This is a genomic window from Pseudomonas hydrolytica, assembly GCF_021495345.1.
Classification (GTDB): domain Bacteria; phylum Pseudomonadota; class Gammaproteobacteria; order Pseudomonadales; family Pseudomonadaceae; genus Aquipseudomonas; species Aquipseudomonas hydrolytica.
The window spans coordinates 5,145,651-5,159,357 of record NZ_CP099397.1 but is presented as its reverse complement, the minus strand read 5'-3'; the positions used below and the strand labels follow the sequence as shown (position 1 = coordinate 5,159,357).

Annotated in this window: 11 protein-coding genes; 5 read left to right on the top strand and 6 right to left on the bottom strand. The window is 65.1% G+C overall.

The window, feature by feature from the left end; genetic code table 11:
- Positions 1 to 13 precede the first annotated feature (13 nt).
- The 4 genes from L1F06_RS24285 to zwf all read right to left on the bottom strand — a co-directional run bounded on the left by L1F06_RS24285 (position 14) and on the right by zwf (position 5,340).
- Positions 14 to 847, bottom strand: coding sequence for a DUF4123 domain-containing protein (locus tag L1F06_RS24285; protein ID WP_129483797.1), 834 nt, complete (start codon positions 845 to 847; stop codon positions 14 to 16).
- Positions 847 to 2,925: a type VI secretion system Vgr family protein gene (locus L1F06_RS24280; RefSeq protein ID WP_129483796.1), complete on the bottom strand. Its 2,079-nt coding sequence runs from the start codon at positions 2,923 to 2,925 to the stop codon at positions 847 to 849. The genes L1F06_RS24285 and L1F06_RS24280 overlap by 1 nt, the downstream gene beginning before the upstream one ends.
- Positions 2,926 to 3,113: 188 nt before the next feature.
- Positions 3,114 to 3,632, bottom strand: coding sequence for an Hcp family type VI secretion system effector (locus L1F06_RS24275; RefSeq protein WP_003241180.1), 519 nt, complete (start codon positions 3,630 to 3,632; stop codon positions 3,114 to 3,116).
- A gap of 283 nt (positions 3,633 to 3,915) precedes the next feature.
- Positions 3,916 to 5,340, bottom strand: a complete 1,425-nt coding sequence (zwf, locus tag L1F06_RS24270; protein WP_230090025.1) for a glucose-6-phosphate dehydrogenase — start codon at positions 5,338 to 5,340, stop codon at positions 3,916 to 3,918.
- Positions 5,341 to 5,635: 295 nt separating this feature from the next.
- On the opposite strand from zwf, the gene hexR reads away from it, so the two are divergent.
- The 4 genes from hexR to L1F06_RS24250 all read left to right on the top strand — a co-directional run bounded on the left by hexR (position 5,636) and on the right by L1F06_RS24250 (position 9,703).
- On the top strand, positions 5,636 to 6,502 hold the full coding sequence (gene hexR, locus L1F06_RS24265; RefSeq protein ID WP_003241170.1) for a transcriptional regulator HexR: 867 nt from the start codon (positions 5,636 to 5,638) through the stop codon (positions 6,500 to 6,502).
- 98 nt (positions 6,503 to 6,600) lie between these two features.
- Positions 6,601 to 6,813: a PA3496 family putative envelope integrity protein gene (locus L1F06_RS24260; RefSeq protein WP_003241169.1), complete on the top strand. Its 213-nt coding sequence runs from the start codon at positions 6,601 to 6,603 to the stop codon at positions 6,811 to 6,813.
- Between the two features lie 179 nt (positions 6,814 to 6,992).
- Entirely contained in the window at positions 6,993 to 7,451 is a 459-nt protein-coding gene (locus tag L1F06_RS24255; protein ID WP_003241168.1) for a (2Fe-2S)-binding protein, read from the top strand.
- Between the two features lie 14 nt (positions 7,452 to 7,465).
- On the top strand, positions 7,466 to 9,703 hold the full coding sequence (locus L1F06_RS24250; RefSeq protein ID WP_129483795.1) for a xanthine dehydrogenase family protein molybdopterin-binding subunit: 2,238 nt from the start codon (positions 7,466 to 7,468) through the stop codon (positions 9,701 to 9,703).
- 200 nt (positions 9,704 to 9,903) lie between these two features.
- Here L1F06_RS24250 and L1F06_RS24245 read toward each other — a convergent pair whose 3' ends face one another.
- On the bottom strand, positions 9,904 to 11,091 hold the full coding sequence (locus L1F06_RS24245) for an XdhC family protein (protein ID WP_129483794.1): 1,188 nt from the start codon (positions 11,089 to 11,091) through the stop codon (positions 9,904 to 9,906).
- Between the two features lie 81 nt (positions 11,092 to 11,172).
- The gene (locus tag L1F06_RS24240; protein ID WP_003241162.1) at positions 11,173 to 12,135 is read right to left on the bottom strand and encodes a LysR family transcriptional regulator; all 963 of its coding nucleotides are present in this window, start codon (positions 12,133 to 12,135) and stop codon (positions 11,173 to 11,175) included.
- Positions 12,136 to 12,287: 152 nt separating this feature from the next.
- Here L1F06_RS24240 and L1F06_RS24235 point away from each other — a divergent pair, with 152 nt between their 5' ends.
- Positions 12,288 to 13,703, top strand: a complete 1,416-nt coding sequence (locus L1F06_RS24235) for an acetyl-CoA carboxylase biotin carboxylase subunit (RefSeq protein WP_129483793.1) — start codon at positions 12,288 to 12,290, stop codon at positions 13,701 to 13,703.
- The last annotated feature ends 4 nt before the right edge of the window (positions 13,704 to 13,707 follow it).

Sequence of the window (13,707 nt, the reverse complement as noted above, 5' to 3'; positions counted from 1 at the left end):
ATCCTTCGCGTCGTCAGGCATGTTCATTGAAAAAGGTCTGTAGATTCACTTCAGCAGGTAGGCCTTGAGCTGCTGGCGTGCTGGCTAGCCATTGGCTGTAGGCGCTGGTCGTGACACTGAAGAAGTCGTCGCCTTGCTCAAGACTGAGCAAAGCCCAGATGGCAATGCTGCGCTCACTGTCCAGTCCGGCTTGCTCCGCACTTTGCAAGCGGTTGTATAGCCAGGAATCAACCGCAGCTTGTTGCTGCAAAAGATCTGGCACGTACGTCTGTAGCCAGTCATACAGGCGCGTTTTCAACTGCCGGTGATAAGCCTCTTGCAGAGCCTGCTCTTGATGCTCATCCAGTAATGCACGGTCAAAAGCGATGGGAGGATGACTGACCGCTGTATAAGCCATCCTCTGGAGTTCTGTGCGGGATTCCCATTTGGTCGGCGTGAGGGCCACTTCCCAACTCGTAATGGGGCCAAGCAAATGTGGATATTGCGAGGGGGCATAACTGGCCAGCCAGTACCAAGCTACTAGCGGGTCGGCAAAACGCAGCAGGCTTTGGCTGCCGCTTGGGCTGCGCACGCAAATGAACTCGCGAAGATGATCGGCAACCTCCTTCAGGTTGGCATTGCTCGACAGGCGACTGCTGCTTCTTAGCCAGTCCAAATCCGACTGAGCATCTGATAGCAGCTTGGAGTGTGGTGAGGCGGCAACAAGAATTGGGCCTAGATCGTGTGCTTCTTGCCAGCGTGTACCCACGTACAGTGGTTCGATTTCCATTTCTTCACCACACCCATACAGCTCGGTAATCACACCCTGGCGAAGTACACCATCAATAAGTAGGTAGTGATTGGTCATCAGGGTTTCTCGCCGTTTTGCAATTTCATTTGCTCGCAGATTTCACAGCGTGGTGTCGCTCGCATTAGTGCTTGCCGCTGTGCCTGAATCAGCAACTCTCCCGCCTTATCCGCATCCGCCGGCTTCGCCGCGCCCGGCAACACTGGCGCCGCCCCCGAACCACTGCCCGGCGCGCCGCCGGAGTTGATCTTGATCACCGGGCCGACCAGGGTGATGCCGCCGCCGTCGAGTTTGATAAAGCTGCCGCCGCCCTTGAGGGTCAGTTCGCTGCCGGCTTCAAGCACGACTTTCAGGCCGCTGGAGAGGTGGATTTCCTGGCCGGCCTGGATGAACTGGCCGTTGCCCAGCTTGATGTGCTGGCTGTCGCCGACGGTAAGGTGGTCGTTGGCCTTGATCTCGGTCTTGCGGTCGGCGTGGGTGGTGCGGTGTTCTTCGGCCTTGAAGTGGCTGTAGGCGTTGGCCTCGACGGTGTCATGGCGCTCGTTGCCGACGCGGATCTTCTGGTTGTGCTCGATGTTCTCGTCCCAGTCGCGCTGGGCGTGGATGTAGATCTGCTCGGCGCCCTTGCGGTCTTCGATGCGCAGTTCGTTGTAGCCGCCACCGCCGGGGCTGCTCAGGGTCTTGAACACGCTGCGAGTCTTGTTCGCAGGCAGGTCGTAGGGCACGACGTGTTCGGCGTGGTACAGGCAGCCGGTGACCAAGGGCTGGTCGGGGTCGCCTTCGAGGAAGGTGACCAGCACTTCCATGCCGATGCGCGGGATGGTGATGGCGCCGTAGCGATCGCCAGCCCAGCTGGAGCTGACGCGCAGCCAGCAGCTGGTCTTCTCGTCGGCCTGGCCCTCACGATCCCAGAAGAACTGCACCTTGACCCGGCCGTATTCGTCGCAGTGGATTTCCTCGCCGGCAGGTCCCGTGACCACGGCGCTCTGGCTGCCGAGTATGCGCGGCTTGGGATGGGCCAAATGGGGACGGTAGGGCACGTTCCAGGGCGTGGCGGTGAAGCGGTTGCGGTAGCCTTGGTGGAAGTCGGTGTCGCCTGAGCTGCCCTCACCCCCGGCCCCTCTCCCGGGGGGAGAGGGGAGGTTCAACACCGACTCCTCCAGCACCTGAGGCTGCTTGCCTTCGTGCAGCACTTCGGTCAGCAGCCAGAGCTGGTTCCATGCCTCGCGCGGGTGCTCGGTCAGGTCGAGGAAGTGGCCGCTGACCAGGGTCGGCGAGTCGCCGTCGCCCTGGGCCAGTTCGAAGTCGTGGCGGTGGCGCTCCAGGGCGCGCTTGGCCAGGTGCTTGCCGCGCTCGCGGTCGGTGTAGCGGCCCGGATAGTCGTAGTCTTCCAGCTTGGGCTGGGCATCGCCGTCGGCCTTGGCTTCCAGCTGCAGCCGCGGTTTCTCGAAGTCGTAGTCGCGGCGGGTGACCTGGCTGGTGCGGGTTTCCACGCGCACGCCGAAATGCTTGATCACCGGGTCGCCGGCCACCAGGCCGGTGTCCTGCTGGTAGGCCAGCGGTGCCAGACGCGGGAACACGGTCTGGTCGTCGCCGAAGGTCAGTACATGGCCTTCGCTGCTGTGCTGGAAGTGGTAGTGAATGCCTTCCTCCTCGCACAGGCGCTGGACGAAGTGCAGGTCGCTCTCGTCGTACTGCACGCAGTATTCGCGCTCGGGGTAGAGCGAGCCGAGCTGGAACTGGTAGGCGTCGGCCTGGATGCCGTGTTCCTCGAGCACCTGAGTGATGATCTTCTCCACCGTCAGGTGCTGGAAGATGCGCTGGTTGGTGCGGTGCGCCAGGTAGGCCAGTTGCGGCACCAGGGTCAGGCGGTAGCGCGTCATGCGCTTGCCGGATTCGCCTTGGGCGATGCGGTGGATCAGGCCGTGGATGCCGGCGCCGTTCTGGTCGAAGGCGAGGAAGGCGCGCTGGTGCAGCAGGCTCTCCAGATCGAGGTCGGGGCGTTCGCTGATCAGTTCCACGTCGAAGGCGTAAGGCTGGCTGATCGCCTCGCGCCCTTTGAACTCGAGCACCTGCAGGTCGTGTTCGACCCCTTCGATGCTGAGGCTGAAATGGGTCTGGTTGGCCTGGGCGAACATTCGTTGTTCCTCTCGATCATTCCATGATGGGCGCGTGGCGCGCTCCAGGTTGTAACCGAATCGGCCGCCGCGCGCTGGCAACGGTCGAGGTTTTCGGCGATTGGCTAGCGCCTTTTGCGCGGCCTGCCGAAACGCAACGGCCAGGACGATGCCTGGCCGCTGCGGTGACGCGCGAACTCAGCCAGTAATTAGGCGGAGATCGGGGTACGCCAGTCGTCGGAGCCGGAAGTGCCGGAGACTTCGTGGGTCCAGACGATCTTGCGGTAGGTGAAGTAGACGTCTTCCAGGTGGGTGAAGTGCGCCATGTTCGGGTCCTGGCAGTTCGGCATGCGCGACTGTACGTCGACGATCACGGCGTCTTCCAGTTCGATGGTGAAGTAGTGCTCCTGGGTACCGGTGGAGGAGGTGCGGTACCACTCCAGACGGCACTTGTTCAGACGCTCGCCGGAGGTCAGGGCGTTGAAGATCAGCGGCGAGGATTTGTCGAAGACCTTGGTGATCATCAGCGGCTTGTGCACGCGCTGGCCGGTCGGTTGGCCGGACTGCGGGTCGCGCGGGATGATGACCTGGTGGTTGTAGGCTTGCACCAGAATCTGGTCTTCATGACCTTCCTGGAAAATGTTGCCGACCGAGTCCTCGGTGAAGGTGCCAGCGGTGATCAGACCTTGTTTGGTGCCTTCGAGGGACAGATACGCGGGTGTTGGCATGAGTGCTCTCCTTGCCTGGGTCATGGATCGTGATCGATCCGGGAGCCAGACCTATAGCGAGCGGCGTGCCAGGTATTTAAATTTCAATAAAATCAGTAACTTGTCGTGACCAGGCAAGCATGCAGGGTCATATTGAGCGGCGTCGCACAGATTGTTGCGCAACAAGTTGCGCACTGCTGTGCAGCTTTTTGCGCAGCATCCCGAAGGCCCCGTGGCTGCTGGATTCGGCGCGCTTGAGCAGGCATTTATCCACAGTCCGCTGCGCAAGAAGCTGCCAGAGCGCTCACTCGGCCCAGTGCCGGCCGTGGCGTTCCAGCAAGTGCTGCAGCTGCTCCGGGCCATCGCTGCCGGCCGGGTAGGGGCGCGGGCTCTGGTAGTGCTGGTGCCAGCCCTGCAGGATGGGATCGACCCACTGCCAGGCGGCCTCCACCTCGTCGCGGCGCATGAACAGCGTCGAGTCGCCTTCGATCACGTCCAGCAGCAGGCGCTCGTAGGCCTCCCAGCGGCGCTGCTTGTGGAAGGCGGCGGCGAGGTTGAGGTCCAGCTCGACGGGTTTGAGGTGCATGCCCTTGCCGGGGTTCTTGGCCATCAGTTGCAGGCTGATGCGCTCTTCCGGTTGCAGGCGGATCAGCAGTTGATTCGCCTCGCCGTCGTTGAACAGGCGGTGCGGCACCGGCTTGAACTGGATGAGGATTTCCGAGGTTTTCTTCGCCAGGCGCTTGCCGGTGCGCAGATAGAACGGCACGCCGGCCCAGCGCCAGTTGTCGATCTCCACCTGCACGGCGACAAAGGTTTCGGTGTCGCTGTCGTTGTCGACGTTCTTCTCGAAGTAGTAGGCGGGTACGTCGTGGCCACCGATCTGGCCGGCGGTGTACTGGCCGCGCACGGTCTTGTCCTGCACGTCGAGGCCGCTGATGGGCTTGAGCGCCTCAAGGATCTTCACCTTCTCGTTGCGCACCGCTTCGGCGTCGAAGCGCACAGGCGCTTCCATGGCCACCAGGCAGAGCAACTGCAGCAGGTGGTTCTGGATCATGTCGCGCATGGCGCCTGCCTTGTCGTAGTAGGCGCCGCGGTTTTCCACGCCGAGGGTTTCGCACACGCTGATCTGTACGTGGTCGATATGCCCGGCGCGCCATACCGGCTCGAACAGGGCGTTGGCGAAGCGCAGCGCCATCAGGTTCTGCACGGTCTCCTTGCCCAGATAGTGATCGATGCGAAACACCCGCGCCTCGTCGAACACGGCGCCGATGGCGGCGTTGATCGCCCGCGCCGACTCCAGCGAGTGGCCGATGGGCTTTTCCAGCACGATGCGTGCGGCCGGGCCGGCCAGGCCGGCGTTGGCCAGGTGCGCGGCGATGTCTTCGAACAGGTTCGGCGCGGTCGCCAGGTAGTAGACCCGCACGCGCTGGTCGTCGCGCCCCAGGCGTTTGGCCAGGCGGCCGAAGTCGGCGCTCTGTGCGGCATCCATGGCGAAGTAGTCGAGGCGTGCGGCGAAGCTGGCCCAGGTGTCGGTGGAGAAATCGGCGCGTGCCACCTGGGCGCGGCAGTGGCGCTCGGCCAGGGTCTGGTACGCCTCGCGGCTGTGGTTGCTGCGGGCCAGGGCGAGGATGCGCATGTCGGCGTGCAGGCGTCCTTCGCGATGCAGGTGATAGAGCGCAGGCAGCAGCTTGTGCAGGGCCAGGTCGCCGGTGCCACCGAAAACCAGCATGTCGCAGGGGATGCTCAAGGGAAGACTCCGACTGGGTTGTAACAGATCGTTGAAACTACCTGTTGAAAGGGGCACCGTCAAAATCGGGCTCTGGAGCCGTATCAGCCGCAGCGGTTCGCGCTTTTTCGGAGCCACTTGTCTGCAGCGCCGCGTTATTCGGCGGACTGTGGGCGGTGCGCGCGGGCGAGCCATGTAGTATAACTACAAGGTCACTACAACCGCCGGGCGCTGCGCAACCCAGCCATGACCAGCCCGCTGCCCGCGGTAGATCCTTTTCTGCATAGAGCCTAGCCCCGTGAATCTGTTGCAACATATCGCCCAGTCGCGCCATCTGCTGCGCAAGTCCGAGCTCAAGGTGGCCGACCACGTGCTGCTCGATCCCGCATCGGTGATGCACAGCTCCATGGCCGAGCTGGCGCACAGCGTCGGCATCAGCGAGCCGACCATCGTGCGCTTCTGTCGCGCCATCGGTTGCAGCGGCTTTCAGGACCTCAAGCTGAAATTGGCGCAGAGCCTGGCCGCGGGTGCCAGCTTCGGCCAGTTCGCCATTCACGAGGACGACTCGGTCGCCGACTTCAGTCTGAAGATCTTCGACACCACGCTGCACACCCTGATGGAGGTGCGCGAGAAGCTCGACCCCGAGGCGCTGCAACGGGCGATCGCCGCCTGCTCGCAGGCGCAGCGTGTGGAGTTCTACGGTTTCGGCGCCTCCGGCGCGGTAGCGGCCGATGCCCAGCACAAGTTCTTCCGCCTGTTGCTCAATGCCGCGGCCTATTCCGACCCGCACATGCAGGCGATGAGTGCGGTGACCCTCAAGCCGAGCGACGTGGCCATCTGCATCTCGCAGTCGGGGCGCTCCAAGGATCTGCTGATCACCGCCAACCTGGTGCGCGAGTCCGGCGCCAGCCTGATCACCCTGTGCCCGAGCCAGACGCCCCTGGCCGAGCTGGCCACGGTCAACCTGGCCATCGACGTGCAGGAAGACACCGAGATCTACACTCCGCTGACTTCGCGCATCGCCCACCTGGTGGTGATCGACGTGCTGGCCATGGGCGTGGCCATGGCGCGCGGGCCGAGCCTGGTCAACCACCTCAAGAGCGTCAAGCGCAGCCTGCGCAGCCTGCGCCTGTCGCCCAAGTCGCTGCGCAATAGCGAGGATTGAGTGCAGGCGGTTTCACCGCCTGTTCATCTTCTCGCCCTCAAAGCGTCATCTGCCCGGACCATGCTGAGGCCTCCAGTCCTCGTTCCGGGAGAACCGAGATGCCTCGTATCTTCGATGACGCGCAACTGCACACCCCCACCGACGCCAAGACCCGGCGCAAACTGCAGGACCAGCGGCGCATGGCCTATCGCCGGGCCATCGAGAATTACGCCGAACAGTGCCAGCTGCAGCGCGAACTGGCCGATTACCCCGAGCTGATTCCCGCCGGCTACCTGCTGGCGGCCGGCCGCGACGAGCGCACGGCGGCCTGACCTGCGGCGACGTCTCGCCATGGGCTGGGCGGCGCGCTTGCCCGATTCTGCGAACTTATTGCCCGGTTCTGCCGATCTGCAGGGCGGCCGGCGACAGCGCCTTTTCCGCCCACTAGAGTGACGGTCCGGCCCTTGCGCCCGGAACCACTCAGACACCATCAGAACAAGGTGGGCAGACCATGATTACCCTGAATCTCAACGGCCAGGACCATGAACTGGACGTGGCGGGCGATATGCCGCTGCTCTGGGCCCTGCGTGACGTGGCCAACCTCACCGGCACCAAGTACGGCTGTGGCATGGCGCTGTGCGGCGCCTGCACGGTGAACGTCGACGGCCAGCCGACCCGCTCCTGCGTGACCCCGGTATCGGCGCTGGTGGGCAAGCGCATCACCACCATCGAGGCGGTCGGCGAAGACGCCGTGGGCAAGGTGGTCCAGGAGGCCTGGCGCCAGCTCGACGTGGTGCAATGCGGCTACTGCCAGTCCGGGCAGATCATGGCCGCCACGGCGCTGCTCAGCGGCAACAAGGCACCGAGCGACGCCGATATCGACGCGGCCATGAGCGGCAACATCTGCCGCTGCGCCACCTATGTGCGGATTCGCGCCGCCATTCACGACGCTGCCGGCAAGCTGGCCTGAGGAGGCGCATGAACATGGGCAAGATCGAAACCCCCGATGGTGCCACTCGCGGCATCCTCAACGTCAGCCGTCGCAGCCTGCTCAAGGGCGCCGGCGGCCTGGCCCTGGGCATCTTTTTCGCGCCGCTGCTGCGCGGCATGGATGCACTGGCGGCAGGTGGCCCGCTGGAGCCGAACGCCTTCGTGCGCATCGACCTCGATGGCACGGTGACCGTGCTGGCCAAACACCTGGAGATGGGCCAGGGCAGCTACACCGGCCTGGCCACGCTACTGGCCGAGGAGCTGGATGCCGACTGGAACCAGGTGCGCGTCGAAGGCGCGCCGGCCGATGCCAAGCGCTACAACAACCTCGCCTTCGGGCCGATGCAGGGCACCGGCGGCAGCACCGCCATGGCCAACTCCTGGGAGCAGATGCGTAACGCCGGCGCCACCGCCAAGGCCATGCTGGTGGCGGCGGCTGCGCAGCGCTGGGGTGTGCCGGCCAGCGAGATCAGCGTCAGTCAGGGCGTGGTCAGCCACGCCGGTTCAGGTCGCAGTGCCGGTTTCGGTGAGCTGGTCGAGGCAGCTGCGCAACTGCCGGTACCGGAGCAGGTGCAGCTCAAGGATCCCAGGGACTTCAAGCTGATCGGCAAGCGCGATCTGCGGCGCAAGGACAGCCTGGACAAGACCGACGGCAGCGCCGTGTTCACCCAGGACTTCAAGCTGCCGGGCATGCTGGTGGCCATGGTCGCCTACCCGCCGCGTTTTGGCGGCGTGCCGCGCAAGGTGGACAGCAGCAAGGCCAAGGCGGTGCGCGACGTGGTCGAGGTGGTGGAGTTTCGCGACCTGCCCCACGGCCGCTCGGGCGTCGCCGTGCTGGCGAACAACACCTGGGCGGCGCGCCAGGGCCGTGACGCGCTGGTGATCGAGTGGGACGAGACCCAGGCCTTCACCCTCGGCAGCGAGGAGATTTTCGCCCAGTACCGCGAGAGCGCAGGTCAGCCGGGTCTTCCCGCCGCGAGCAAGGGCGATGCCGATGCGGCGTTGGCGCAGGCGGCGAAAACCGTCGAGGCCGAGTACGAATTCCCCTACCTGGCCCATGCGGCGATGGAGCCGATGAACTGCCTGGTGAAGCTGTCCGACGAGCGCTGCGAGATCTGGAACGGCGAGCAGTTCCAGACCGTCGACCAGGCCATCATCAGCGGCTACCTGGGCCTGGCGCCGGAGCAGGTGTCGCTGACCCAGCTGTATGCCGGCGGCAGCTTTGGTCGCCGCGCCGGTTCGGTGTCGGACTACCTGCTGGAGGCGGTGGCCATCGCCAAGGCCGCGCGTGACAAGGGCGTCGATGCGCCGGTGAAGATGGTCTGGACGCGCGAGGACGATACCCGTGGCGGTTACTTCCGGCCGCTGTATCTGCACCGCGTACGTATCGGCCTGGACCAGGGCGGCAAGCTGCAGGCCTGGCACAACCGCATCGTCGGGCAGTCGATCATGGCCGGTACTTCGATGGAGCCCTTCATGATCAAGGACGGCATCGACCATACCTCGGTCGAGGGCCTGTCCAACCTGGCCTATACGGTGCCCAACCTGCAGGTGGAGCTGAGCACGCCGACCAATATCAAGGTGCCGGTGCTGTGGTGGCGCTCGGTGGGCCATACCCACACCGGTTACGTCGCCGAGACCATGATCGACGAGGCGGCCGTGGCCGCGGGCCAGGATCCTTACGCTTTCCGTCATGCGCTGCTGGACAGCCAGCCGCGTCACCGTGGCGTGCTGGAGCTGGCCGCCAAGCAGGCCGGCTGGGACAAGCCACTGGCCGCCGGCGCCGAGGGTGAGAAGCGCGGGCGCGGTATCGCCGTGCACGAATCCTTCGGCTCCTTCGTGGCGCAGGTCGCCGAGGTGACGGTCAAGGCCGATGGCAGCTACCGGCTGGATCGCGTGGTGTGCGCGGTGGACTGCGGCATCGCCATCAACCCGGATGTGATCCGCGCGCAGATGGAAGGCGGAATCGGCTTCGCTCTGGCGGCCGCTCGGCACAGTGCGATCACCCTGAAGGAAGGACGGATCGAGCAATCGAACTTCCATGACTTCCAGGTGCTGCGCATGAACGAGATGCCCAAGGTGGAGGTGCATATCGTGCCGTCCGCGGAGAACCCGACCGGTGTCGGTGAGCCGGGCGTGCCGCCGCTGGCACCGGCGCTGGCCAATGCGCTGTTCGCCGCCACCGGCGTACGTCTGCGCAAGTTGCCGTTCCCGGCGCAGATCAAGGCCTGACGTCCGATACTGGAAGCACGAACGCCCGGGGTAATCCCGGGCGTTCTCGTTTATGGGGGCTGGTTTTCCCGGATGGCATCCGGGCTACGGTGTGTTGTGGCAGGTAAGAGCATGTAGGGTGGGCTTTAGCCCACCAGCCGTGGTGGGCTGAAGCGGATCGCCGCCCGGCGCACCCTACGAGTCTGTGGCCTCGATGGGGCTCAGGACGCGTTCAGTCTGGTCGCTGTTTCGATCTCGCTGGCGTCTTGCGGGGTGGGTGCATGGATCGCCGCCTGGCGATGCTTGAGCATGCCCCCGTCGCGCTGGTTCAGCGCTGCGGTCATTTCGGCGAGGATCGCCGTGGCCACGCTTTCCGGCGTGTCGCCGCCGATATCCAGGCCGATGGGGTAGTGCAGGCGCTGCAGCGCCGTCAGCTCGCCGCCCTGCGCGCGAATCTCGCCGAGCAGGCGTTCGGTGCGCTCGCGGGGCCCCAGCTGACCTATATACACCGGCGTGCCCTGCAGCACAGCGCCCAGCCAGTGACGGTCCTGGCTGTAGCTGTGGCTCATCACCGCCACCAGCGCGCCGTCGGTAAGGGCTTGCAGGGCGTAGGGCGAGCCGGTGTCGACCTGCAGCACCGCGTCGGCCTCGGGGAAGCGCTCGGCGCGGGCGAAATGGGCGCGGCCGTCCACGACGGTGACATGCCAGTCCAGCAGCTTGGCCATATGCACCAGTGGCTGGGCGTCATGCCCGGCGCCGAAGATCACCAGGCGCCGCTGCGGCGCCAGGTATTCGCAGAACACTTCCACGTCGCCACGGGCGTCGCGGTAGCTGCGCAGCGTCGAGCGTTCCCGGGCCAGGGTTTCGGCCATGGCCGCGCGCACCTGGGCATCCAGCGCCGGATCGAGCAGGCGCGCGCGCTCGCTGCCATCCGGGTACAGCAGCAGATGGTCACCAACCCGGACGCGGGCGTTGCGATAGCTGGAGATCACCGTGGCCTGCACGCCGGCCCGGCCACTCTCGCGCACCTGGCGCAGCAGCTCGAGCACCGCCAGCGGTTTTTCCGCGCTGTGGCGTTGCAGCAGCACGTGCACGGTGCCGTTGCAGCCGAGGCCAAAGGTCAGAGCGGCGTCCTGGTCGTCATCGTCGTCCTGGGTGGCCGTGCTGTAGCGGCGAATCACCGGCTCGCCGCTGTCGGTCAGCCACCAGGCCTTCTTCGCCACCTCGGATTCCAGGCAGCCGCCACTGATGGTGCCCACGGTGCCGCCGTACAGCGGAATCAGCATCCGTGCACCGGGGCGACGGTAGGCCGAGCCCTCCACCTTGACCACCGTGGCGAGCACGGCCTGGCCCTGTTCGCGTTCGACGGCGGCGATGGCGCCCAGCAGGGCGCTGGTTCCCGACAGCATGAGGGTCTCCCGGCAAGTTCGTGGGGCGAGCGGAAAAAGGCTATGCAGATCGCCAATGTCCCCTATGCCAGTAAAGGAGGGTTAGGCCGATCCTGCGAGATTCTTGCCCGATCCTGCGAAACGCTCGGCCAGGCGGACGATGGTCGGGCGCTCGCTGCGGATGAAATCGACGAAGGCCTGCGCCACTGGCGACAGGCGCCGTCCGCGGATATTTACCACGCACCAGCTGCGCTGCAGTGGCAGCTCCGCCACCGGCAGCTCGCGCAGCAGGCCGTGCTCCAGCTCCAGGCGTACCGCATGGCGCGGCAGCAGGGCCAGGCCGAGCCCGGCGATCGCTGCCTCGCGCTGGGCATCCAGCGAGCCGATCTCCAGCGTCTGGGCAAAGTGGGCGCGCTTCTGGTTGCAGTACTCCTCGCAGGCGCGGCGGGTGCCCGAGCCGCTCTCGCGGATCAGCAGCGCATGGGCGGTCAGATCCTGCAGCTGCAGCGTCTGCTGCGAACACAGCGGATGATCCGGCGCCGCCACGGCCACGATGGGGTTGTTGAGAAAGGGCATGAAGTCCAGCGCCATGTCCTGTGGCACCTGGCTCATGATCATCAGGTCGTCGCGGCTCAGGGTCAGGCGGCGCACCACCAGGGCGTGATTGACCACAGTGAGGTTCAGGCTGACTTCGGGGTAATGGCGGCGAAATTCGGCGAACAGGTGAGGTACGAAGTACTTCGCGCTGGATTCCACGCACAGGTTGAGCTGCCCCTGCAGCGAGCCCTGCAGGTCCGACAGCTGCATGTCCAGGCTCTCCAGGCGGCCGAAGATATCGCTGCTGGCGCGCCTGAGCGCTTCGGCCGCCTCGGTCAGGTAGAGCTTCTTGCCGACGTATTCGAACAGCGGCTGGCCGACCAGCTCCTCCAGCTGGCGGATCTGCAGGCTGACCGCCGGCTGGGTCAGCGCCATTTCGTCTGCGGCGCGGCTGTAGGAGCCGTGTTCGCACACGGCGCGGAATACCTGAAGCTGGCGCAGGGTCATGCGCAGCAGGGTTTTACGCATGCGTGAGGTCCTCGTTTGATCAATACATAAGTAATTACTTATGCATGATCTAATAATTATTGATTTTGGTTAATTCGTATACCCGGCTAGCTTAATCGGGCGTTCGCCTTACTGGCCGCAGCCCCTGACAGCCCTGTGCTGAGGATTGAACCGTGATCAAGAAGATCCTGATCGCCAACCGTGGTGAAATTGCCGTCCGTATCGTGCGGGCCTGTGCCGAAATGGGCATTCGCTCGGTGGCCATCTATTCCGAGGCGGACCGCCACGCCCTGCACGTCAAGCGCGCCGACGAGGCGCACAGCATCGGCGACGACCCCCTGGCCGGCTACCTGAACCCGCGTAAGCTGGTCAATCTGGCCGTGGAAACCGGCTGCGACGCCCTCCATCCCGGCTACGGTTTTCTCTCCGAGAACGCCGAACTGGCGGAGATCTGCGCCGAACGTGGGGTCAAGTTTATCGGGCCGTCGGCCGAGGTGATTCGCCGCATGGGCGACAAGACCGAGGCGCGGCGCAGCATGATCAAGGCCGGCGTGCCGGTCACCCCGGGTACCGAAGGCAACGTCGCCGATCTCGACGAGGCGCTGCGCGAAGCCGACCGCATCGGCTACCCGGTGATGCTCAAGGCCACCTCCGGCGGCGGCGGCCGCGGCATTCGCCGCTGCAACAGCCGCGAGGACCTGGAGCAGGCCTATCCGCGGGTGATCTCCGAGGCGACCAAGGCCTTCGGCAGCGCGGAAGTCTTCCTGGAGAAGTGCATCGTCAATCCCAAGCACATCGAGGCGCAGGTGCTGGCCGACAGCTTCGGCAACACCGTGCACCTGTACGAGCGCGACTGCTCGATCCAGCGCCGCAACCAGAAGCTGATCGAGATCGCCCCCAGCCCGCAGCTGACCCCTGAGCAGCGCGCCTATATCGGCGACCTGGCGGTGCGCGCCGCGCAGGCGGTGGGCTACGAGAACGCCGGCACCGTGGAGTTCCTGCTCGCCGAGGGCGAGGTGTACTTCATGGAGATGAACACCCGGGTGCAGGTGGAGCACACCATCACCGAGGAAATCACCGGCATCGACATCGTCCGCGAGCAGATTCGCATCGCCAGCGGTCAGCCGCTGTCGATCAAGCAGGAAGACATCATCCACCGTGGTTATGCCCTGCAGTTCCGCATCAACGCCGAGGACCCGAAGAACAACTTTCTGCCGTCCTTCGGCAAAATCACCCGCTACTACGCCCCCGGCGGCCCCGGCGTGCGGACCGACACGGCGATCTACACCGGCTACACCATTCCGCCCTACTACGATTCGATGTGCCTGAAGCTGATCGTCTGGGCACTGACCTGGGAAGAGGCGATGGACCGCGGCCTGCGCGCGCTGGACGACATGCGCGTGCAGGGCGTGCGCACCACCGCGCCCTATTACCAGGAAATCCTGCGCAACCCGGAGTTTCGCAGCGGCCAGTTCAACACCAGCTTCGTCGAGAGCCATCCGGAGCTGACCCAGTACTCGATCAAGCGCAACCCGTCGCACCTGGCCATCGCCATCGCCACCGCCATCGCGGCCCACGCCGGCCTGTAGGGGA

Excerpts from the sequence above, each read along its gene's own strand:
- L1F06_RS24285 (WP_129483797.1), bottom strand. The coding sequence starts at position 847 with ATGACCAATCACTACCTACTTATTGATGGTGTACTTCGCCAGGGTGTG.
- L1F06_RS24280 (WP_129483796.1), bottom strand. The coding sequence starts at position 2,925 with ATGTTCGCCCAGGCCAACCAGACCCATTTCAGCCTCAGCATCGAAGGG.
- L1F06_RS24275 (WP_003241180.1), bottom strand. The coding sequence starts at position 3,632 with ATGCCAACACCCGCGTATCTGTCCCTCGAAGGCACCAAACAAGGTCTG.
- zwf (WP_230090025.1), bottom strand. The coding sequence starts at position 5,340 with ATGCTGGTTTTCGGTGGCACCGGCGACCTGGCCCTGCACAAGCTGCTG.
- L1F06_RS24260 (WP_003241169.1), top strand. The coding sequence starts at position 6,601 with ATGCCTCGTATCTTCGATGACGCGCAACTGCACACCCCCACCGACGCC.
- L1F06_RS24255 (WP_003241168.1), top strand. The coding sequence starts at position 6,993 with ATGATTACCCTGAATCTCAACGGCCAGGACCATGAACTGGACGTGGCG.
- L1F06_RS24250 (WP_129483795.1), top strand. The coding sequence starts at position 7,466 with ATGGGCAAGATCGAAACCCCCGATGGTGCCACTCGCGGCATCCTCAAC.
- L1F06_RS24245 (WP_129483794.1), bottom strand. The coding sequence starts at position 11,091 with ATGCTGTCGGGAACCAGCGCCCTGCTGGGCGCCATCGCCGCCGTCGAA.
- L1F06_RS24240 (WP_003241162.1), bottom strand. The coding sequence starts at position 12,135 with ATGCGTAAAACCCTGCTGCGCATGACCCTGCGCCAGCTTCAGGTATTC.